13 protein-coding genes and 1 pseudogene are annotated in these 20296 nt (G+C 70.4%); 6 read left to right on the forward strand and 8 right to left on the reverse strand.

Features of this window, described 5'->3' with window-relative positions:
- Positions 1–141: 141 nt before the first annotated feature.
- Complete coding sequence (locus tag MYSTI_RS36790) at positions 142–2223, reverse strand: prolyl oligopeptidase family serine peptidase (protein ID WP_015352935.1); 2082 nt, start codon at positions 2221–2223, stop codon at positions 142–144.
- 204 nt (positions 2224–2427) lie between these two features.
- Here MYSTI_RS36790 and MYSTI_RS36795 point away from each other — a divergent pair, with 204 nt between their 5' ends.
- The gene (locus tag MYSTI_RS36795) at positions 2428–6549 is read left to right on the forward strand and encodes an MG2 domain-containing protein (RefSeq protein WP_015352936.1); all 4122 of its coding nucleotides are present in this window, start codon (positions 2428–2430) and stop codon (positions 6547–6549) included.
- Between the two features lie 29 nt (positions 6550–6578).
- On the opposite strand, the gene MYSTI_RS36800 is transcribed toward MYSTI_RS36795, so the two are convergent.
- A complete protein-coding gene (locus MYSTI_RS36800; protein ID WP_015352937.1) occupies positions 6579–7307 on the reverse strand; it encodes a 2OG-Fe dioxygenase family protein in 729 nt (242 codons plus the stop codon).
- Positions 7308–7429: 122 nt separating this feature from the next.
- On the reverse strand, positions 7430–8350 hold the full coding sequence (locus tag MYSTI_RS36805) for a LysR family transcriptional regulator (RefSeq protein ID WP_015352938.1): 921 nt from the start codon (positions 8348–8350) through the stop codon (positions 7430–7432).
- Between the two features lie 99 nt (positions 8351–8449).
- On the opposite strand from MYSTI_RS36805, the gene MYSTI_RS41225 reads away from it, so the two are divergent.
- Positions 8450–8899, forward strand: coding sequence for a YybH family protein (locus MYSTI_RS41225; protein WP_015352939.1), 450 nt, complete (start codon positions 8450–8452; stop codon positions 8897–8899).
- On the opposite strand, the gene MYSTI_RS36815 is transcribed toward MYSTI_RS41225, so the two are convergent.
- Positions 8869–9492 carry a hypothetical protein gene (locus MYSTI_RS36815; protein ID WP_015352940.1) on the reverse strand — a complete coding sequence of 208 codons (624 nt, stop codon included), beginning with the start codon at positions 9490–9492 and terminating at the stop codon, positions 8869–8871. The genes MYSTI_RS41225 and MYSTI_RS36815 overlap by 31 nt on opposite strands.
- Positions 9493–9518: 26 nt before the next feature.
- Positions 9519–10895, reverse strand: coding sequence for an MprF family protein (locus MYSTI_RS36820; RefSeq protein WP_015352941.1), 1377 nt, complete (start codon positions 10893–10895; stop codon positions 9519–9521).
- Positions 10896–11084: 189 nt separating this feature from the next.
- On the opposite strand from MYSTI_RS36820, the pseudogene MYSTI_RS45580 reads away from it, so the two are divergent.
- Positions 11085–11339, forward strand: a pseudogene (locus MYSTI_RS45580) (SMI1/KNR4 family protein); the annotation flags it as partial.
- Between the two features lie 50 nt (positions 11340–11389).
- On the opposite strand, the gene mtgA reads toward MYSTI_RS45580, so the two are convergent.
- A complete protein-coding gene (mtgA, locus tag MYSTI_RS36825) occupies positions 11390–12244 on the reverse strand; it encodes a monofunctional biosynthetic peptidoglycan transglycosylase (protein WP_084668258.1) in 855 nt (284 codons plus the stop codon).
- Positions 12245–12295: 51 nt separating this feature from the next.
- A complete protein-coding gene (locus MYSTI_RS45460; protein WP_015352943.1) occupies positions 12296–14362 on the reverse strand; it encodes a sensor histidine kinase in 2067 nt (688 codons plus the stop codon).
- Positions 14363–14516: 154 nt separating this feature from the next.
- Between MYSTI_RS45460 and MYSTI_RS36835 the strand changes: the two genes are divergently transcribed.
- The 3 genes from MYSTI_RS36835 (at position 14517) to MYSTI_RS36845 (ending at position 19073) form a co-directional block, all read left to right on the forward strand.
- Positions 14517–15086 carry a hypothetical protein gene (locus MYSTI_RS36835; RefSeq protein ID WP_015352944.1) on the forward strand — a complete coding sequence of 190 codons (570 nt, stop codon included), beginning with the start codon at positions 14517–14519 and terminating at the stop codon, positions 15084–15086.
- Between the two features lie 72 nt (positions 15087–15158).
- Positions 15159–17711: a M1 family metallopeptidase gene (locus MYSTI_RS36840; protein WP_015352945.1), complete on the forward strand. Its 2553-nt coding sequence runs from the start codon at positions 15159–15161 to the stop codon at positions 17709–17711.
- Between the two features lie 6 nt (positions 17712–17717).
- Positions 17718–19073: a DUF6986 family protein gene (locus MYSTI_RS36845; protein WP_015352946.1), complete on the forward strand. Its 1356-nt coding sequence runs from the start codon at positions 17718–17720 to the stop codon at positions 19071–19073.
- Positions 19074–19085: 12 nt separating this feature from the next.
- Here MYSTI_RS36845 and MYSTI_RS36850 read toward each other — a convergent pair whose 3' ends face one another.
- Complete coding sequence (locus MYSTI_RS36850; RefSeq protein WP_015352947.1) at positions 19086–20186, reverse strand: zinc ribbon domain-containing protein; 1101 nt, start codon at positions 20184–20186, stop codon at positions 19086–19088.
- Positions 20187–20296 lie beyond the last annotated feature (110 nt).

The following is a 20296-nucleotide window of genomic DNA, read 5'->3' on the forward strand; positions in this document are numbered from 1 at the left end:
CCGCGATGCGGGATGTGCTGCCTGATATGTGGGTTACGCACGGAGGAGGTGGTGGTTACACCTCCTCACCATGAAGCGCCGCGCCCAGGTCGCCCACCTGGATGAGCTGGGCGACCTGGGCTGGCGTGACCTGCCCCTTCGTCAGTCCATCAACTGCTGCGAAAGATAGACATGGTGCAGCGCCCATCGGCGCGCGTTGAGCACCGGGTCGGAGTCGTTCGAGTGCCCGCCGTCCGTGTTCTCGTAATAGAGATACGGCAGCCCCATGGCCTCCAGCTTCGCGGCGAACTTGCGCGCATGTCCCGGGTGCACCCGGTCATCCTTCGTGTTCGTCGTGATGTATGGCTTCGGGTAGCGCACGCCCGCCTTCAGGTTCTGGTAGGCGGAGTACTTCGAGATGAACGCCGCATCCCCCGGAACCGCCGGGTCGCCGTACTCCCCCGCCCACGACGCGCCCGCGGGCAGCTTCGTGTAGCGCATCATGTCGATGAGCGGACTCTCGATGACCGCCGCGTTGAGCAACTCCGGATGCTGCGTCATCGCCACGCTGGTCAGCACACCCCCATTGGACCGCCCATAGATTCCGATATGCGCGGGCGACGTCACCTTCCGGCGCGCCAGGTCCTCCAACACAGCGGCGAAGTCGTCGAACGAGCGCTGACGGTTCTCCCGCAGCGCGGCCTGATGCCAGCGCGGACCGAACTCGCCACCTCCTCGAATGTTCGCGACGACATACGCACCGCCCCGCTCCAGCCACAGCTTTCCCATCTCCGGCAGATAGACGGGCGGCTTGGACACCTGGAAGCCGCCGTAGCCGTACACCACCGTCGGCGTCACCGCGCCCGGCTTGAGCTTCGCCGGACGCACCAGGAAGTACGGCACCTTCGTCCCATCCTTCGACTTCACCCAGAACTGCTCCACCCGATGCTTGGAGGCATCGAAGCGCGCGGGCAGCGACTTCACCTGCTTCACCGTGTTCGTCGACGCATCCCCCAGCCACAGCGACGTCGGCGCGAGGAACCCCTCCGAGCGCGCGAACAATCTGTCGTGCCCCTTCGACGAGCCGATGATGCTCACCGACGCGTTCTTCGGCATCGCCAGGCGCTTGCGGCTCCAGCGGCCCTTGCCCGGCGTGTACACGTCCAGCGCGCCCTTCACGTCCTCGTACAGGTTCACCAGCAGCCGGCTGCGCGTGGCCACCACCGCCTCGATGGCCTGACGCGGCCCGGGCTGGAAGATGAGCGTGGGCTTCGCCTTCGACGCATCCGCCTTCAGGTCCGCCAGCGCATATGACAACAGCGCCCCCTGCTTGAAGCCGCCCCAGTCCTCCTCGAGGGTGAAGACAAGCTGCCCATCGAGGTGCGTCTGGATGGACGACTTCCGAGGGAAGGGCAGGCGCACCGGCCCCGCGTCACCGAGCAGGAAGTACTCCGACTCGAAGAACGTCACCGCCCGGCTGATGAGCACCGCCTGGAGCTTGCCTTCCACGTCATGCATGACGATGGGCCGCGCGGACACATCCGTGCGCTCCCCGCGATACACCTCCACCGCCTGCTCCAGCGGCGTGCCGCGCTTCCAGCGCTTGAGCACGAACGGGTAACCGGACTCCGTGAGCGTGTCACCGCCCCAGTCCCGCCCCACCAACAGCGTGTCCGCGTCCAGCCAGTCCAGGGACTGCTTGCCTTCCGTCAACCGGAAGCCGCCCTCCAGGAACTGCTTCGTGGTGGCGTCGAACTCGCGCGCCTCCACCGCGTCCTTCCCCCCGTTGGACAGGAAGACCATGCAGCGAAGGTCCGCCGGAGGAAGGCAGTCGCCCCCCTTGAAGACCCAGTTGGCGCCCTCCGCCTTCGACAGGGCGTCCACATCCAGCACCGTCTCCCACGGGATGGTGGGGCTCGCGTAACCCTCCAGCGTGGTGCGCTGCCAGCGGCCTCGGGGGTTCGCCTGGTCCTGCCAGAAGGTGTCCACACCGCCCGCGCGGAAGACAGGCGTGGGGATGCGGTCCGTCGCGGTGAAGATGCGCAGCGCCTCCGCCTGGAAGGGCGCGAAGCGCGGGTCCTTCTCCAGCGCCGCCTCCGTCTTCGCGTTCTGCGCGCGCACCCACTCCAGCGCCCGCTGCCCCTGCACCTCTTCCAGCCACAGGAACGGGTCCTCCTCGGCGGCCATGGCCGTGGAAGCGGTCAACAGCCCGGTCAGCAGCGGTGCGACAAACGACCTGCGCATATGTCCTCGTCTCCCTGGTGGCGCGAACGGAGGGCCTTCAACACGGCCAGGCCCGGCTCATTCCAGGCGGGCCCCACCCCGCCGGGCGGGCAGCTTCACCCAACCTTCCACGCCCAGGCCACCCACCCTCCGCGCCCCCACCCGAGACGCGCCGAGTCGCCAGGCAGGCAGAACTTCCAGAAAGGCCGTGCGTTCAGAGGCGGCATGACCCTCCCTGTCCCGCGCCTCCTCGGGGTGCTCGCCGCCCTGGGCCTCGCCGCGCCGTCGCTGCTGCCCGCCCCGGGCCTCGCCGCGCCGCGGAACCTCCCCACCCCTCAAGCGGACCGGCCGAACACCTTCATCACCACCGACAAGCCCCTGTATCGCCCGGGGGACCAGGTGCTGATGCGAGCGCTCTACCTCTCCGGCATCAGCCGCAAGCCCTACACGGACATGGCGGGAGGCTACGCCGAGATTCGGGGCCCCCTGGGTGAGGTCGTCTGGCAGGGCTACATGACCACTCGCGAGTCCGTCTGGGGCATGGCGTGGACCATCCCCCCAGGGCAATCCGGTGGCGAATACACCTTGCGCGTCACCAGCGCCTTCCACGGCATGCCCATCGTCGAGCGGAAGTTCGACGTGCGCGCGTACCGGGCGCCCCGGCTCAAGTCGCAGATCGAGTTCCTCCGCGACGGCTACGGCCCGGGCGACACCGTCTCCGCCACGCTCGACGTGAAGCGCGCCGAGGGCGGCATACCCGAGGGCGCCAAGGTGTCCGCCACCGCGCTCGTCGACGGCGCCACCGCGGCGCAGGTCTCCTGCGTGGTGGATGCCCAGGGCCTCTGCTCCGTGCGCTTCGCGCTGCCCGCGAACATCGCGCGCGGCGAGGGAACCCTGGCCTTCACCATCCAGGACGGCGGCGTGGTGGAGACCGCGGCCAAGACGATTCCCATCCTCCTCCAGACGCTGGACCTGGCGTTCTACCCGGAGGGTGGAGACCTGGTGGCGGGCGTCCCCTCGCGCGTCTACTTCGAGGCGCGCACGCCCGCGCAGAAGCCCGCGGACCTGACGGGCACCGTCATCGACGTGGAGACGGGCATGTCCGTCCTGACCGTGCGCTCGGAGCACGAGGGCCGGGGCCGCTTCGCGCTCACCCCTCGCGCGGGGGCGAAGTATGCGCTGCGCATCACCGCTCCGGCCGGAATCCGGAAGACCTTCCCGCTGCCCGCCGTGAAGCAAGAGGGCGCGGTGCTCCGCTCCACGCAGGACGTGGTGCCCCAGGGGCAGCACGTGAAGCTGGCGCTGGGAACCACGAACCTGAGCCGCGTGACGGTGACACTGAGCCAGCGCGACGTCCGCATCGCCTCGGCGGTGGTGGACCCGCGTGAGTATCACTCCGTCATCCTGGACCCGGGCGACGCGGACGGCGTGCTCATCGCCACGGCGTGGGACGCGGATGGACGGCCGCTCGCGGAGCGGCTCGTGTTCCGCCAACCGTCGAAGGACCTCGAGGTCTCGCTGACGACGAACCACGACCGCACGGTGCCGGGCGCGAAGGTGGAGCTCACCGCGAAGACCACGCGCGATGGCAAGCCTGTCTCCGCGCTGGTGATGCTCACCGTCACCGACGACGCCATGCTCCAACTGAAGGAGAAGCGCGAGCAGGCCCCGGAGCTCCCCGTGATGGTGCTGCTGGAGCCCGAGGTGCGGGAGCTCGCCGACGCGCAGCTCTACCTGGACCGTAAGAACCCCAAGGCCCCCCTCGCGGTGGACCTGCTCCTGGGGACGCAGGGCTGGAGGCGCTTCGCCTTCGCGAAGCCCACCGAGTTCCTCGCGCGCGGCGGGGATGTCGTCGACCGCATCCTGCTGATGAGCACGACCCCGCTCCCGCCGCTCCCCGCGCCCGCGATGCCTGTCGGCGCCGTCGCGCGGCTTCAAGCGGCTCCGGCCAAGGCCCAGCCTCCCGCGGACCAGGCCATGCTCCAGTTGGAGCAGAAGGAGCTGGATGACGGGGCCGGTCTCGCCGTCAACGCGCCCATGCCGATGGCCGTGCCACCCAAGCCTCCCGCCGAGCCCGTGGCGGAGAAGGTGGCGAAGATGGAGGCTCCCGCGTTCGCCCCCATCGAAGAAGAGATTCGCGCTCGCCGGGATGAGGCGGCGCCGATGGGCGCCGAGGCACCACGCGCCTGGGCCAACACCCCCATGGTCCGCGAGTACGCCCACCTCGCTCGCCCCAAGCGCAAGCCGCAGGACCGGGTGGACTTCGCGGAGACGCTCTACTGGAACGCCGGAGTGCGCACCGACGCGCGCACGGGTGAGGTCCGCGTGAGCTTCGCCACCAGCGACTCCGTGACGACGTTCAAGGCCTTCGCCGGAGCGGTGGGTGCGGACGGCGCGCTGGGCTCGACCGTGAAGGAGCTGGAGTCGGTGCAGCCCTTCTACGCGGAGCCCAAGCTGCCGCTCGAAGTCACCTCGGGCGACGTGGTGCAACTGCCCGTGGCCCTGGTGAACGGGACGGACTCCACGCTGACGGATGCGCAGGTGAAGGCGGAGATTCGAGGGGACGTGAAGTTCACGGGAGGCGGAGCCATGAGCCTGCACGCTCGCGAGCGGGGGCGTCAGCTCCTCTCACTGACCATCGGCCAGGAGTCGAAGCCGGTGGAGGTGAAGCTCATCGCCAGCGCCAACAACTACTCGGACACCGTCACGCGCACGCTGGCCATCAAGGCGCAAGGCTTCCCCGCGAAGGCCTCCTTCGGCGGCATGGTGTCTCCCAACCGGCCCGCGGTGCACACCGTCGTCCTCCCCGAGCAGGTGGTGCCCGGCAGCATCCGCGCCTCCATCGTCGTGTACCCCAGCCCGCTGGCCAACATGACGGAGGGCCTGGCGCGGCTCATCCAGGAGCCGAGCGGCTGCTTCGAGCAGACGAGCTCCACCACGTACCCGATGACCATGGCGCAGCAGTACTTCCTGTCGCACAGCGGCGTCAGCCCGGACCTCGTGTCCTCCGCGCGCGAGAAGCTGGACCGAGGCCATGACCGGCTCGTGAGCTTCGAGACGAAGGAGCGCGGCTACGAGTGGTTCGGCGAAGCACCGGGCCACGAGGCGCTGACGGCCTTCGGCCTGCTCCACTTCACGGACATGAAGCAGGTGCGCACGGTGAACGCGGGGATGATGGAGCGCACCCGCGGCTGGCTGATGGGCCAGCGCGACGGCAAGGGCGGCTTCAATCGCAAGCGCCGCGCGCTGCACGTCTGGCTGGAGGACCCTGACACCTCCAACGCATACATCGTCTGGGCCCTGCTGGAGAGTGCATCGTCTCGCACGGAGGTGGCTCGGGAGCTCGCGAAGGAGATTGCCTCGGTGAAGAAGTCCGCGGACACCAGCTCCAACAGCTACGTCGTCGCGCTGGCGGCCAACGTGCTGTCGCTCGCGGGGGATGGCGAGGGTGCGCGCGCGCTGATGGCTCGGCTCGCGAAGCTCCAGAACGCGCGAGGCGAGGTGGCGGGAGGCACGCAGTCCATCGTCGGCAGCTCGGGCGACACGCTGCGCATCGAGACCACCGCCCTGGCGGCGCTCGCCTGGCTGCGCGAGCCGGAGCAGTACATGAGCCACGTGGTGCGCACGCTGAAGTACCTCGCCGAGTCCAACGACGGTGGCCGCTACGGCGCGACGCAGAGCACGGTGCTCGCGCTGCGCGTCATCAACACCTACGACCAGGCCCACGGGAAGAAGCTGCCGCCCGGTCAGGTGTACCTCTACGTGGAGGGCCGTCCCGTCGGAGAGCCCGTGCGCTTCGATGGCTCGACGCGCGAGGCCCTCAAGCTCGCGGACGTGAGCGGACTGCTGGGGCCCGGTGGCCGCAAGGTGGAGCTGCGCATGGAGGGCGGCGAGGCGCTGTCCTACTCGATGGAGGTCACCTACAGCGCGGTGCTCCCCCAGAGCTCCCAGGACACGCCCGTGTCACTGGAGGTCGCGATGGCGAAGCGCGAGTTCGTCGAGGGCGAGCCCACCGAGGCTCGGGTCATGGTCGCCAACCGCACGGGCCAGCACCTGCCCACCGCGGTGGCCATCTTCGGGGTGCCCGGCGGCATGGACGTGCGACATGACCAGCTCAAGGAGCTGGTGAAGCGCAAGGTCGTGGATGCGTACGAGGTGCTGGGTCGCGACGTCGTCCTGTACTGGCGCGGCATGGAGCCTCGCAAGCGCATCGACGTGCCGCTGTCCCTGGTGGCGACGGTGCCCGGCACGTACACCGGGCCCGCGAGCCGCGCGTACCTCTACTACACGGACGAGCACAAGGTCTGGAGCGAGGGCGTGAAGGTCTCCATCAGCCCCAAGTCCTGAGCCGTGCTCCTTCCAGGGGCGCCTTGGCGTCAGGGCCCCTGGAAGCGCTTCGCGCGGAAGGTGAGCACCAGGGTGTCTCGGTGCCCGGTGCCCTCCAGCGGCTGGATGGGCGTGCTCTCGTGGATGACACGCTCGTCGTCGAGCAGCAGCGCGGACCAGGGCTCCGTCAGGGTGAAGCGGATGCCGTTGGGGCCATCGGCCTCGAAGACTCGCGTCTCTCCGCCCTTGATGCCCTGGCGGCCGATGAGCAGCACGGCGACCAGGTCCACGCCGTCGCGGTGCGCGCCCTCGGGCGTGGGGCGGCCGATGCCGTCCGTCGTGTCGATGCGGAACTGATGCGACTCCACGTACCAGGGCTGCTCGCCCTTGAGCGCGGAGGCGCAGGTGGCGAGGCGGCTGAGCAGCCTCGGCCAGTCGGGCTGGGCGGCGACGGCGGCGCTCATCGGCTCGAACCAGCGCTCCAGGCCCCCGTGCAGGGCGTTGTACTCGACGGGCTGCCAGTGGGCGCGGTGCGGCACCGACGTGACGGAGTCTCCGTCCACGACGAAGCACGAGTGGCGCCGCGAGCGATAGCGGCCCCCGTCGCGCAGGTAGGCATCGGCGGGGAGGTCATTCCAGGTGGGCCGCCAGAGGTCCAGCGTGGGGGCGGGGATGCCCACCAATTCGGACAGGCCCGCGCGGTCCAAGACCGCATAACCCCTGTCACGCAGGGCGGGAAGGACAGCGGAGGGAGCGGATACAGGCGGAGAGAAGCTCATGGTCGCGCGGGCGGTCTTGAAACCGAGACATCGTCCTTCCGGACACCGCCGTCAACACCACTTCCACGCGTGGCTCGTCGGTGCTCCAACCGACAAGCCCGCCTCCCTGGCAGCCGGACGCGTCAAGCCGTGCTCGCCAGCCCATCGAAGGCCTGGAGGAAGCGCTGCTCGAGCACCTCCAGGAAGGCCCGCACCTTGGGGGACAGGTTGCGTGCGCTGGGGTAGAGGGCGTGCCACTCCACGGGGGGTGGGGCGAAGTCCTCCAGCACCGCGCGCAGCTTCCCGGCGCGCACGGCCGGACGCGCGAAGGTCTCCGGCAATCGGGTGATGCCGTGCCCCGCCACCGCGAGGTCTCGCAGGAGCACGAAGCTGTTGACCCGCATCCGCTCCTTCACGCGGAGGGCCACCTTGCGGCGGCCCTGGACGAAGTCCCACTGCGTGGGGTGATGCTTCGTGCTCATGACCAGGCAGTCGTGGGACGCGAGGTCCTCGGGGCGCCGGAGACGGCTCCTGCCTCGGAGGTAGGTGGGGCTCGCGTACAGCTTCAAGCCGCCGGACATCGTGAAGCGAAGGGACTTGAGGGAGGAGTCCGGGAGCGGCCCGGGACGCAGCGCCACGTCGAAGCCCTCGTTGACCAGGTCCACGTAGCGGTCCGTCAGCTCCACGTCGACGTGCACCTCGGGGTAGCGCGCGAGGTACTCGGAGAGGATGCCGCTCAGCAGGAGCTGGCCGGGCTCGAACAGCATCGCGATGCGCAGGCGGCCGGAGGGACGCGCGCGGGTGTCGAGCACGTGCTGTCCCGCTTCGTGGAGCTGCGAGAGCGCGGGCTGGGATTGGGCGTAGAAGGCGGTCCCCACCTCCGTCAGCTTCAGCGTCCGAGTCGTCCGCTCCAGCAGCCGCGCGCCCAGCGTGTCCTCCAGCTGCGCCACCTTCAGGCTCACCGTGGACTTGGACATGCCGAGCGCCTTCGCCGCCGCGCGGAAGCTGCGGGAGTCCACCACCTGCACGAAGACGGCGATGAGGTCCAAGGCTCGAAGGTCCATTGTCCCTGAGATTAGGACAGAGCTTCCTGGAATGGTGGATTGTCCGACGACCTTGGGACTCGCATGGTGTGGGCCTCACACGCCACACGAGGAGACGACATGGAGCCCACGCAAGGGTTTGACGAAGCCGGCGTCCTGGCCGCGGTGGAGCGCGTCCGCGACGCGCTGAAGGACATGGATGCGCGGCGCCTGGCCGCATGCTTCGCGGAGGACGCGGACTTCAATGCGCCGCCGGGGACGTGGCTGCGCGGACGCAAGGCCATCGAGGAGACGCATGCGGTCATCTTCTCGCCCACGCCCCAGCCGGGACGCGTGAGCTTCGCCCAGGCGAAGTCCACGACGCGCATCCTGGGTGTCCGCTTCCTGCGTCCCGATGTGGCGGTGGTGGATTGGGAGTGGACGCAGACCGGCGCGACGTTCGATGGACAGCCCTGGCCGGACCGGCGCGGGATGTTGTCCATGGTGTGGACGCGCGAGGAGGACTCCGAGTGGCGGGTGCGCGTCTGGCGGAACAAGGACTACGCGCAGCTCGTGGGTGCGCCCAAGTAGCGCGCCAGCGTCTCATCGACGGCGCGGCGCCAATCCGCGGCGAGCGCTTCGTAGGTGCCGAGGACCCGCTCGTCTCGCAGCAGGTCCTCGGAGGAGCACGACTTGTAGGTGCGGCAGGCGTCCTCCAGGGCTTCGCGCAGCCACTGGATGAAGGGCGAGGCGACGTCGTTCCGGATGCCGGCGTTCTCGGCGTGGAACCCATCGAGGTAGGTCTGCGCGACCACCGCCATGTGGAGCTGCCAGCCCAGCATCAGGCAGTACAGGTCCGCGTATCTCCGGGAGGGTTCGCCCGGGTCCCGCGCCACCACCACCTCGATGAGCCGGAACATCCACTCCTTCACCCGAGGCTCGGACGCCTCGAGCACGGCGAAGATGGAGACCCGCTTCCCCTCCACCCGATACACGAGGGCGTCGTTCCCGACCTCGTCCAGCAGCCACGACGCGAGTCCCTCGGCGCGCTCCGAGAACTCCGCGATGCGGTCATCCACGGACCCCAGCACCGCCAGTTCGACGCACTCGAAGGGGCGGAAGAAGATGTGGATCACCCACCAGGCGAAGCCACATCCCAGGGAGTACCTGTGCTGTTCCTTCATCGCCCCTGCCTCCCGCGCACCTCGGATTAGCGTGCGGGCAATCGGAAGTCTCGCGCGCGGAGGAGCAGCCCCGAGGCCGTCGCGGGCGCCAACACGGCGGCGGTGATGACGAGCCAGTCCACGGCCCCCCGTGCGCGGGGCGCATTGTAGGTCGCGGCCTGTACGAAGGTGAGGCACGCATCCGCGGCGGTGAGCCCCACCAGGGCGGTGGCCAGACCTTCCCGCCAGCGGCGCACCAGGGAGAAGAGCCCCGCCGCCAGCGCCACGTCGAACAGCACCCAGCCCCACTGGACCTTGGCGGAGGGAAACCACTGCGCCGTCGCGGGCAGCGCGAGCATCGCCGTCCAGGGCACGAGCAGCACCGCCAGCCCGTGGACCAGGAGGCGGGGCCGCCTCAACAGCGTGGCCAGACCGAAGCGCACGAGCCCCCCTCGCGCGAAAGCGCGAAGCGCGTCGTACATGGCCAGCACACCGCCGCGTGGCTCGGGATACGCGAGGTAGAGGGGAACCCAGCTGTCCGGGCGGAACTTCGCCTTGAAGGCGCGCAGTCCCTCGAAGTCGAACAGGGGCCTGCCGCAGGCGCGAGCCAATCGCAGCCATGGACGCACGGGCCCCGCGAGGGGTGCCAGGCCCAGCGTCACGTAGCGACGGCCCTCGGCGGCGGCGGCGCGCATGGCGGCGTCGACCAGGGCTTCGGCGGTGCCGTTGGGGGCCTCGGGGTCTCGCAGGAGGTCTTGCAGGAACCAACCGTCACGCGCGTAGACGGGGGAGACCAGGAGGAAGCCCACGAACTCGCCCTTCGCCTCGGCGGCGAACGCGCGACGCTCACGTGCGAAGGTGTCCGGGGACAGGCGCACGAGGAAGCCCATGGGGGCCATGCGGCGCGAGGCGAGCCAGCGCTTCTTCAATCGCTCCAGCGCCTGACGCGTGGGGTGTGACTCGTCCTCCAGGGCCTCCGCTGGAATCTCGCGCACCACCACACCGTGCGAGCGCGCGCGGCGGAGCTGCTCACGCAGGCTGCGGCTACTGCGCACCACGGTGTCCCAGCGCGAGGGCTCCCAGACAGGCTGCTCACCGATGGCGAGCGACTCCATGGGAGCCCACTGCGTCAGTCGAGGTTCGGTGGCGAAGAAGCACACGCGACGGCCCGCGCGGCGAGCCGCGTCCTGGAAGCCCTGGACCGCTCGAGAGAGGGATTCCTCCGAGGTGATGGGGGCGCCCGCAGCGACCCACGCGCCACCTGTGTCCACGTAGGCGACGAAGGCATCACCCGAGGGGTCGAACCAGTAGCGGAAGCCCGGCATCAGCACCTGGAAGGACGTGGCGTTCCAACCGAACCGGCGCAGCAGCTCCAGCGCCCGCCCGCGTTCTTCGTCACTTCCTGACTCACCTACGGCGACCATGTACCTCGGACTCCTCGAGCTGGACGGTGGCTCAACGTCCCATCAAGTCTCGGCCCGCGAGGAGGTGATGACAAGGCGAGATGACGGTCAGGCACTCACTCGACTGGGTGCTACGGGAGCCACTTCGAGGGGGCAACGTCGATGATGAGACACAGCACCCTGGCGCTTGTGGATGGACGATGACGATGGATGAGTTCCTCGGCGGAGATTGCCGACCTCGAATCACGCGTCGGGTGGAAGCTCGACGACGCGCTGCGCGCGTTCTACCTCCACAGCAACGGCGCCGAGCTCATCGAGCCTCTCCCCGACGCGCGATACATCATCATTCCCCTCGCGAAGATTCGGCGCGCGCGCGTCGCGCTATTCGGACGGGATGAGGACTCCGCGGGGCCGCCTGACTTGTGGACACTCGTCGATGCCCAGGACGGCGAGTGGGCACTCCTGGACGCAAGCGCTGGCTCAACGAAGGCGACCCGCCCGAGTCCTGAACCCAGCTACGTGTCATCGCCCCCATCGTCCTCGGCAGCCTCCGCGCTGGCGGCGGGAGCACGGCCCAGGAGCCGGTCAATGTCTCCGCGCGCGTCGCTGGCCTCAGCGCCGGAGATGCGACCCACCGACTCGAGCTGGTCCACAATCCAGTGCGCCCGCTTCCACAGCGCGCGAGAGCCCGAGGACGGTGAGCGCTTCCGAGGCGCCGGCAGCATCGCCGCGAGGATGGCCCCCTGCCCGATGGAGAGCTGCGACGCGGACACCCCGAAGTGCTCACGCGCCCCTGCCTCGATTCCGTAGACGCCGTTCCCCCACTCGATGACGTTGAGGTACAGCGTGAGGATGCGCTTCTTCGTGAGCGCGTCCTCCAACCTGCGCGCCAGCACCAACTCCTTCGCCTTGCGGAACAAGCTCCGGTCCGTGGACAGCCAGAGGTTCTTCGCGAGCTGCTGGGTGATGGTCGAGGCCCCTCGCCCCAGCTTCCCCTTCTCCCACGCCTCCTCCAGCGCCCGACGCACCTCCGTCGTGTCCAGCCCCTCGTGCCCGTAGAAGCCCGCGTCCTCCGACACCAACACCGAGGCTACCGCCGTCTTCGAGACCGCCCCCAACGAAACCCAGTGCTGCCGCCGCCGGACCTTCTTGCCCGCCTCGCGAGCCTCCTCGGCCCGCTTGTCCATCAGCGCCGTCGACTTCGGATTCTCCCGCTCGAAGGCCGTCGCCTCCGGCAGCGTGACGTACTCATACACACCGAAGCCCAGCAGCAGCACCACGCCCGCGAGCAGCACCTTGAAACGCCACGCCTTGCGGCGCGGCGGCGCCACGACGGCAGACGGCTCGGGACGTCCATCCAGGGTCGACATCGGCGCCGTGCATAGCACGCCCCCGTGCCCGGTTCCCCAGCGAGCCACCCCTCAAGCGCCAGCCCGAGGCAACGTGTCCGCGTCCGCCCCCTCGAGCGACAGCCCCGGCTCCACCGGAAGCTCCAGCACGAAGGAAGACCCCGCCCCTTCCGTGCTCGCCACCTGGATGGAGCCCCCATGCGCCTCCGCGATGCGCCGGGTGAGGTACAGCCCCAGCCCCAATCCCCCATACTCGTGCGAGGAGACCGCGCGCTCGAAGGGGCCGAAGATGCGCTCCCGAGCCTCCGCCGGAATCCCGATGCCCCGGTCCGTCACCACCACCCGCGCGCGCCGCCCCACCTGGCTCAGCGCCACGTCCACCTCCGCTCCCGCGCCGAACTTGAGCGCGTTCGCCAACAGGTTGGAGAGCGCCTGCTCCACGCGCCCCCGGTCCAACCACCCGCGCACCCGCCCACCCGACGCCGTCATCCGCAGCGTGCTGCCAGCGCGCGCCGCCTCCGCCGAGTAGCGCTCCAGCACCTCCTCCACCAGCGCGGTGAGGTCCACCCACTCGCGCCGCAGCTCCGGCCCCCCGGTCTTGAACAGGCTGACATCCAGCACGTTCTCCACCAGCCGCGTGAGCCGCCGCCCCTGCTGGGAGATGGACTCCAATCGCTCCATCACGAAGCGGTCCACCCCGGCCCGCAGCACCAACAACCCCATCAAGCCCTGCACTCGCAACGTGAGCGTGGCCAGCGGCGTGCGCAGCTCATGCGCCGCCACCGAGATGAAGTCCTCGCGAACCGCGATGGCCGCACGCGCCTCCTCCAGGAGCCGCGCGTTCTCCAGCGCCATCGAGCACCGCCGCGCCACATCCTCCGCCAGCACCTGCTCCTTGCGTCCGCGAGCCCCCCGCCCCAGCTCCATCGCCAGCGCGCCCACCTCCACCCCGCGCACCCGCAACGGCACCAGCACCCCCGAGCCCTCCGCGCCCTCCCACGCCCGACTCTCCGACGGCAGCGGAGGAAACCACCCGCGCAGCCCCGCCTCGCGCTCGGCCGTCCACCCCTCCGCGGCCACGCGCTCCACCACGCCATTCCCGTCGCGCAGCCAGATGGCCGCCCCCGCCGCCACCTCCGGGACCAGCAGCCGCGTCACCCGAGACAACGCCCCCCGCCCATCCGGCGACTCGGCCAGCACCGCACCCACCGTGGCCAGCACCCGCTGCGCCGTCTCCGCGCGCCGCCGCTCCGACACCACCGCCGCCACCGTCAGCGCGGACAGGCTGAGCACCGCGAGGAACACCTGCACGGACAACACCCGCTCGGACACCGACACCGTCAGCTCACCGAAGGGCCCTCGCCCCAGGCGCGTGTACTCCACCGCCACCGCGCTCATCACCGCGGACGCGCTCGCCGCCCCGCGCGCCCCCAAGCGCAGCGCCGCGGCGATGACCAATGGAAACGCCGCATAGGGCAGCGTGGTGGACACCGCCGCGGAGCCCGATGGCGACTCCCCTTGGAAGACAAGCACCCCCACCGCGAACACGAGCAACAACAAGACATACGACTCCAGCCGCCGCCTCGGGGGAGAGGACCGCTTGCCCACCGGCCACCACGTCAGCACCAGCGGCGCCACCAGCACCGTGCCCAGCGCGTCACTCAGCCACCAGACCAACCCCTCCCGCCAGAACGACACCAGGCCCAGCCACGTCGTCGCGCCCAGCGCGCCCAGCAACGCGCTCGGCAGCACGCCGATGGCGGCCCCCAGGAACAGCAGCCCCGTGACGTCCTGCACGCGACGGAAGCGGATGTCTCCCCCCGGCCAGCGCGACATCAGCGCGGCCCCCAGCCAGGTGCGCAGCAGATTGCCCACCGCCCACGTCACGGCCAGACCCCAGGGCCGTCCCATGGCCAGCTCGGAACACACCTCCACCGCGAACACGGCGAACAGCAGCGTGGGCCACATGCTCCGCGGGGAGCGCAGCAGGAACGCCAGCGTCATCCCCGCGGGCAGCCAGAGGATGGCCCCGCTGAAGGGCGGAAACACGAAGTGGGCGCTGATGACCTTCAGGGCCTCGAAGGACACCGCGAGCAGTACCGCGCGCTCCCAGCCGGCGCGCCCCAGCGTGAGTGACATTCCCACCCCCACCGCAAGGTAACCAGCACGCAAGCGGAAGCCGGGCCCAAGGCGGAGGAGCAGCAAGGCCCCTGGCCGTCATGTCCACCTCCGTGCGCTCGCGACGCGGGAGACAGGCGCCCGTGCGCCCCTCCCGCTAGACTGCCTTTGCCCCGTGCCCTTCGCCTACTTCGACAGTCTCCCCCCCGACCAACAGCGCGCCTATCGGATGAGCGATGGAGTGAGCACCCTCCGGGTCAGGGCTCCCGCGGCGCTGGGCCCACTGGTCGCGGCGGTGAGAGAGGCCCTGGCCACCGGCGAGCGCCCTCCCCTGGAGCGCGCCACCGCGAAGCTGAGCGATGCCCTGTGCGAGCGGCTGGACGTGGCCACCGTCCGAGTGGAGGTGCTCGAGGTGCGCCCCTCCACCGAGGAGGGGGAGTTGCACGGGCTCTACACCTGGGAGCCCGGGCGGCGTCCTCGGCTCCAGGTGTGGATGCGCACCGCGAAACAAGCGCGCGTGGTGGCCTTTCGCACGTACCTCCGCACATTCCTGCATGAGCTGTGTCATCACCTGGACTTCCAGCTCCTGGAGCTCCCGCATTCGTTTCACACGAATGGTTTCTTCCAGCGGGAGTCCAACCTCTTCCAGCAATTGGTACCCCGCGCCATGCCGCGAGGCGGCGAAACACAAAAAGCACGCGCGAGAAACAGAAAGGGTGTGGCGGACGACACCCCACCCCGCTGACGACGGGTTTCTTGCATCCCGACCAACGAATTGGGAACGCGCGGCACAAGCGAGGCTAGATTCCGCCTCCCTATGGCGCACCCGACCGAAGACAAGAACTTCCGCCTCCCCACCACCGTTCGCCCCCAGCGCTATGCGGCCACGCTGACCCTGGACCCGGGAGCGAAGTCCTTCACCGGACAGCAGACGGTGGACGTGGAGCTCTCCGCGCCCACGCGCGAAATCATCCTCCACGCCATCGCGCTGCAGGTCGGCGAGGTGATCTTCCGCTCCGGGGCCACGCAGCTCAAGCCGTCCTCCATCCGTCCGGTGGAGGCCAGCGAGACGGTGGTGCTCGGCTTCGATGCGCCCCTGCCCCAGGGCCGCGCCACGCTGGAAGTCGCCTGGAAGGGCCCCTTCACGGACGGCCTGCGCGGCATGTACCTGGCGGGCAAGGTGGTGGCCACGCAGTTCGAGGCCGCCGACGCGCGCCGCGTGTTCCCCTGCTTCGACGAGCCCGCCTTCAAGGCGAAGTGGGCCCTGAGCGTGCGCGTGCCCCAGGGGCTCGCGGTGCTGGGCAACGGCCCGGTGGTGAAGGAGGAGCAGGACGGCGCCTGGAACAAGGTGACGTTCCAGGAGACGGAGGTGCTCAGCAGCTACCTGGTCGCGCTGGTGGTGGGCCCGCTGGTGGGCACGCCCGCGCAGCTCGTGGGCGGCGTGCCGGTGCGCACCTGGTCGCTCCAGGAGAAGGGGCACCTGACGCGCTTTGGCCAGGACGTCGCGCTGGCCGTGCTCCCCAGGCTCCAGGACTACTTCGGCCTGCCGTATGCCTTCACCAAGGTGGACCAGGTGGGCATCCCGGACTTCGAGGCGGGCGCCATGGAGAACGCCGGCCTCATCACGTACCGCGAGGTGGCGCTGCTGTTGGACCCGGCCACCGCGCCCCTGTCCGTGCAGAAGCGCGTGGCGGAGGTGGTGACGCACGAGCTGGCGCACCAGTGGTTCGGCAACTGGGTCACCATGGTGTGGTGGGACGACCTCTGGCTCAACGAGGCCTTCGCCACGTGGATGGCCTTCAAGATTGTCGACCAGTGGCGCCCCGAGTGGCGCATGTGGCTGGACTTCGACGCGCACCGCGCCAGCGCGCTGTACCTGGACGCGCTCAAGTCCACGCACCCCATCCACGGGGAGGTGCGCAACGCGAGCGAGGCGGGCGAGAGCTTCGACGCGATTACGTACGAGAAGGGCGGCGCGGTGCTGCGGATGATTGAAGGCTTCCTCGGCGAGGCCCCCTTCCGTGAAGGCATCCGCCTCTACATGCGCAAGCACGCGCGCGCCAACGCGGTGAAGGAGGACTTGTGGAACGCGCTGGGTGAAGCCGCCCGGCAGCCCGTGGAGGAGCTGGCCACGGCGTGGGTGGGCCAGAGCGGCTTCCCCCTGGTGACGGCGAGCGTGAACGGGCACGAGGTGACGCTGTCGCAGCAGCGCTTCTATTCGGAGCCCGGCGTGGAGAGCGCGGAGAAGTGGCCGGTGCCCATGGTGCTGCGCTACCAGGACGGCTCCGGCGTGCGCGAGCAGCGCGTGCTCCTGCGCGACAAGCAGGCGAAGGTGACGCTGGAGGGCTCCGGCGCGGTGAAGTGGCTGTGCGCCAACGCGGGCTCCACGGGCTTCTACCGCGTGAACTACGACAAGGCGACGCTGGCGGGGCTGGCCGCGAACCTGGGCGCGCTGGAGCCCGCGGAGCGCATCTCGCTGCTGGCGGACCAGTGGGCGCTGGTGCGCTCGGGGCGCGCGTCGGTGGCGGACCTGTTGGACCTGGCGGCCCGCTTCGGCGACGAAGAGGACGACTCCGTCCTGGACGAGCTGGTGGGACGGTTGGCCTACGTCGAGGGCCGGCTGGTGGACGGCGAAGACCAGGCGCGCCTGCGCGCATGGGTGGAGCGGCTCCTGGGCCCGAGCCTGAAGAAGCTGGGCTGGCAGGCGACGTCCAGTGAGTCGGACGCGGTGAAGCTGCGGCGCGCGGCGCTGGTGCGCGCGGTGGGTGGCCTTGCGCGCAGCCCGGACGCGCTCGCGGAGGCCCGTCCGCGCGTGGCGCGCATGCTCAAGGGAGAGCGGGACGCGCTGGAGCCCAACCTGCTCGATGCCTCGGTGGCGATGGTGGCGCGCGCCGGCGACGCGGCCCTGTTCGACACGTTCCTCCAGAAGGTGCCCGGAGAGCCGGACCCGGCCACGCAGCGCCGCTACCTGATGGCGCTCACCGCGTTCGAGGAGCCCTCGCTGACCACTCGCGCGCAGGACCTGCTCTTCAGCGAGACGGTGAAGACGCAGGACGTGGCCGGCTTCGTGTCGGGCCTCCTGGCCAACCGCACCGGGCACGATGCGTGGTGGGCGCGGATGCGCAAGCAGTGGAAGGACGTCATCGCCCGCACGGGCGGCGCGCCCATGCTGCTGCGGCGAATCGTGGAGGCGCTGGGCATGCTGCGCACGCGCGCGGACCTGGAGGCGGTGAAGGTGCTGCTGAAGGACCACCCGGTCAGCGAGGCGCAGCAGGCCACCGCGCAGACGCTGGAGCGGCTGGCGCAGGACGTGGAGCTGCTCGAGCGCTGCGGGCCCGAGGTCTCCGCGTGGCTCGAGCGTCAGGCCTGATGTCCCATGAAGACCACCCTGACGCCCTCCAGCCTCTCCGGCGCGCGTGAGTCCCTCCGTCGCGCCAACGAGGAGCTCGCCCGTGCGTACCCGGGCGAGTCGCCTCGTCGCCAGCCCGTGCATGTCGTCTATGGCGGGGCCCACCTCTTCCGCGCGGAGTCGGCACGGAAGCTGGGGGACCTGGCGCTCGCGGCGATGAAGGACTACGCGCCGGACTCGGCGGAGCTGGCCCACGGCCTGGGCCTCCCCCAGCGCGGGCGCTTCGCCCAGCGCGTCTATGAGCGGGTGCAGGAGAAGCTCAAGCGCGAGCCGGTGGAGGACTACCGCATCGACTTCGAGGACGGCTACGGCCACCGCCCCGACGCGGAGGAGGACGCCCACGCCGTCGCCGCCGCGAAGGAGATGGCGCGGGGGCTGGAGCTGGGCGCGCTGCCGCCGTTCACCGGCATCCGGGTGAAGTCCTTCACGGAGGAGCTCTTCGAGCGCTCCTCTCGCACGCTGGACCTCTTCGTCACCACGTTGCTGGAGCACAGCGGTGGCAGGTTGCCCCCGTCCTTCGTCGTCACGCTGCCCAAGGTGTCCCTGCCCGAGCAGGTGGCGGCGCTCGCGCGCATCCTGGAGGTGCTGGAGCAGGGGCACGGGCTCACGCGCGGGGCGCTGGGGCTGGAGCTGATGGTGGAGACGCCCCAGGCCCTCTTCGACCGCGAGGGGAAGATGAACCTGCAGGCGCTGGTGTCCGCGGGCGAGGGCCGCTGCGGCGCCGTGCACCTGGGCTTGTATGACTACACCGCCGCGCTGAACGTCAGCGCGCATGTGCAGAGCATGCTGCACCCCGCCTGCGACTTCCTGCGTGACTTCGTGCAGGCGGCGCTCGCGGGCACGGGCGTGCAGTTGTCCGACGGCGTCACCAACGTGATGCCGGTGCCCCCGCATCGCAGGCAAGGCGACGAGCCGCTCCTGCCCACGCAGCTGAGGGAGAACAGCGAGGCGGTGCAGCGAGTGTGGCAGCTCACCTACCGGCACATCCGCCACTCGCTGGAGCGCGGCTGGTATCAGGGCTGGGACCTGCACCCCGCCCAGTTCCCGGTGCGCTACGCGGCCGTCTACGCCTTCTTCCTCGAGGGCCTGGACGCGGCCACCCGCCGGCTCAAGGCCTTCATGGAGAAGGCGGCCCAGGCGACGCTGGTGGGCAACGTGTTCGACGACGCGGCCACGGGCCAGGGACTGCTCAACTTCTTCCTGCGGGGCTTGAGCTGCGGCGCGCTCACCCAGGACGAGGTGCTGGCCACCGGCCTCACCGTGGAGGAGCTGAGGACCCGCTCCTTCAGCACCATCCTCGAGTCACGCCGCTCCCGCACGTAGGCGGCGGGAGGCTCACGCCTGACCGGAGGGACTCTGTTCCTCCGGCGGCGAGGACTCGGGCGCGCTCGCCGCGCGGTGGGCACGGAACCAGGCCACGTCGATGGCCGCCGCGCCCAGGAGGAACAGCAGCGGCCCCGGCTTCGCGGCGAGCCCCAGCAGTCCCCACACGGTGACGGCCCCCGCCAGGAGGAACGGCAGCATCGAGGGCACGGCCTCGCGGGCGCGAGGAATCGCGGCCAGCAATCCGAGCGACATCAGGGCCAGGACGGCGAGCGGCGCTCCGGGGCGACTGCGGCCGGACGTCGCGTAGAAGGTGGCCGTCCGGGTGAGGTTCGGCGCCCAGCCATACTGGCTCTCCGTGGACTGGTAGCCCGTGGGCCGGCCGCTGCGGTCCACCTCCATCACCTGCCGGTCCTGGTAGCCATAGCCGCCCAGCGACGTCCACAGCTTCATCCCCGAGCCCCAGGTGAACAGCATGGACAGCGCGCACACCGCCGCGCCCGCGAGCACCCAGCGCTTCAGCCGCGTGGCCTCGGGGGAAGGCCGCAGCTCCGGGGCGGACGCGGCCGAGGCCTGGAACACGCGCCACTGCACGTAGCCCAGGACCACCGCGGCCCCGAGCCAGACGAGCGGCACCAGCCCGAGCCCCAGCGACAGGAAGGCGAAGGTGAAGGCCAGCGCCGTGAAGAGCGGGAGGAACGCGGGATGCGAGGCCATCCGCGCCAGCTTCTCCAGCGGCGCGGGGACGGGGCGGCCCGCGGCGCTCCACTCTCGAGCCCCCAGCAGCACGCTGCCCGCGAGCATCACCGCGGACCACGGCAGGCCGATGCCGCCGCCGATGATGGGGAGTATCGGCAGGAGCACGGCCGAGGCGACCAGGCCCGAGCCCAGCAGCGGCAACGAGCCCCCCGGCAAGCGCTCTCGCAGCCGAGGGTCCTCCAGGAGCGTGCGCACCGCGTGGCCCGCGGCCTCGGCGGTGCGGCGCGCGGAGTCCGCGGCCTCCTCCGCGGAGGGGATGCCCGTGAAACCGGCGGACTTCACCTCCCGGCCACAGACAGGACACGCGGTGGCGCGAGCATCGGGAAGTGGCTGACCGCAGTGCGGACACGACATGGCTCACTCCGGAGGACGGCGTGGGCCTCGCAGCCTACCGCCTCCGGACGCGCGCACCACGCCTACAAGCAGGCGACACGCCGGGCGCCCCCTCGCGCCCGAGCCCTCCG

It is taken from the genome of Myxococcus stipitatus DSM 14675, from assembly GCF_000331735.1.
GTDB lineage: Bacteria > Myxococcota > Myxococcia > Myxococcales > Myxococcaceae > Myxococcus > Myxococcus stipitatus.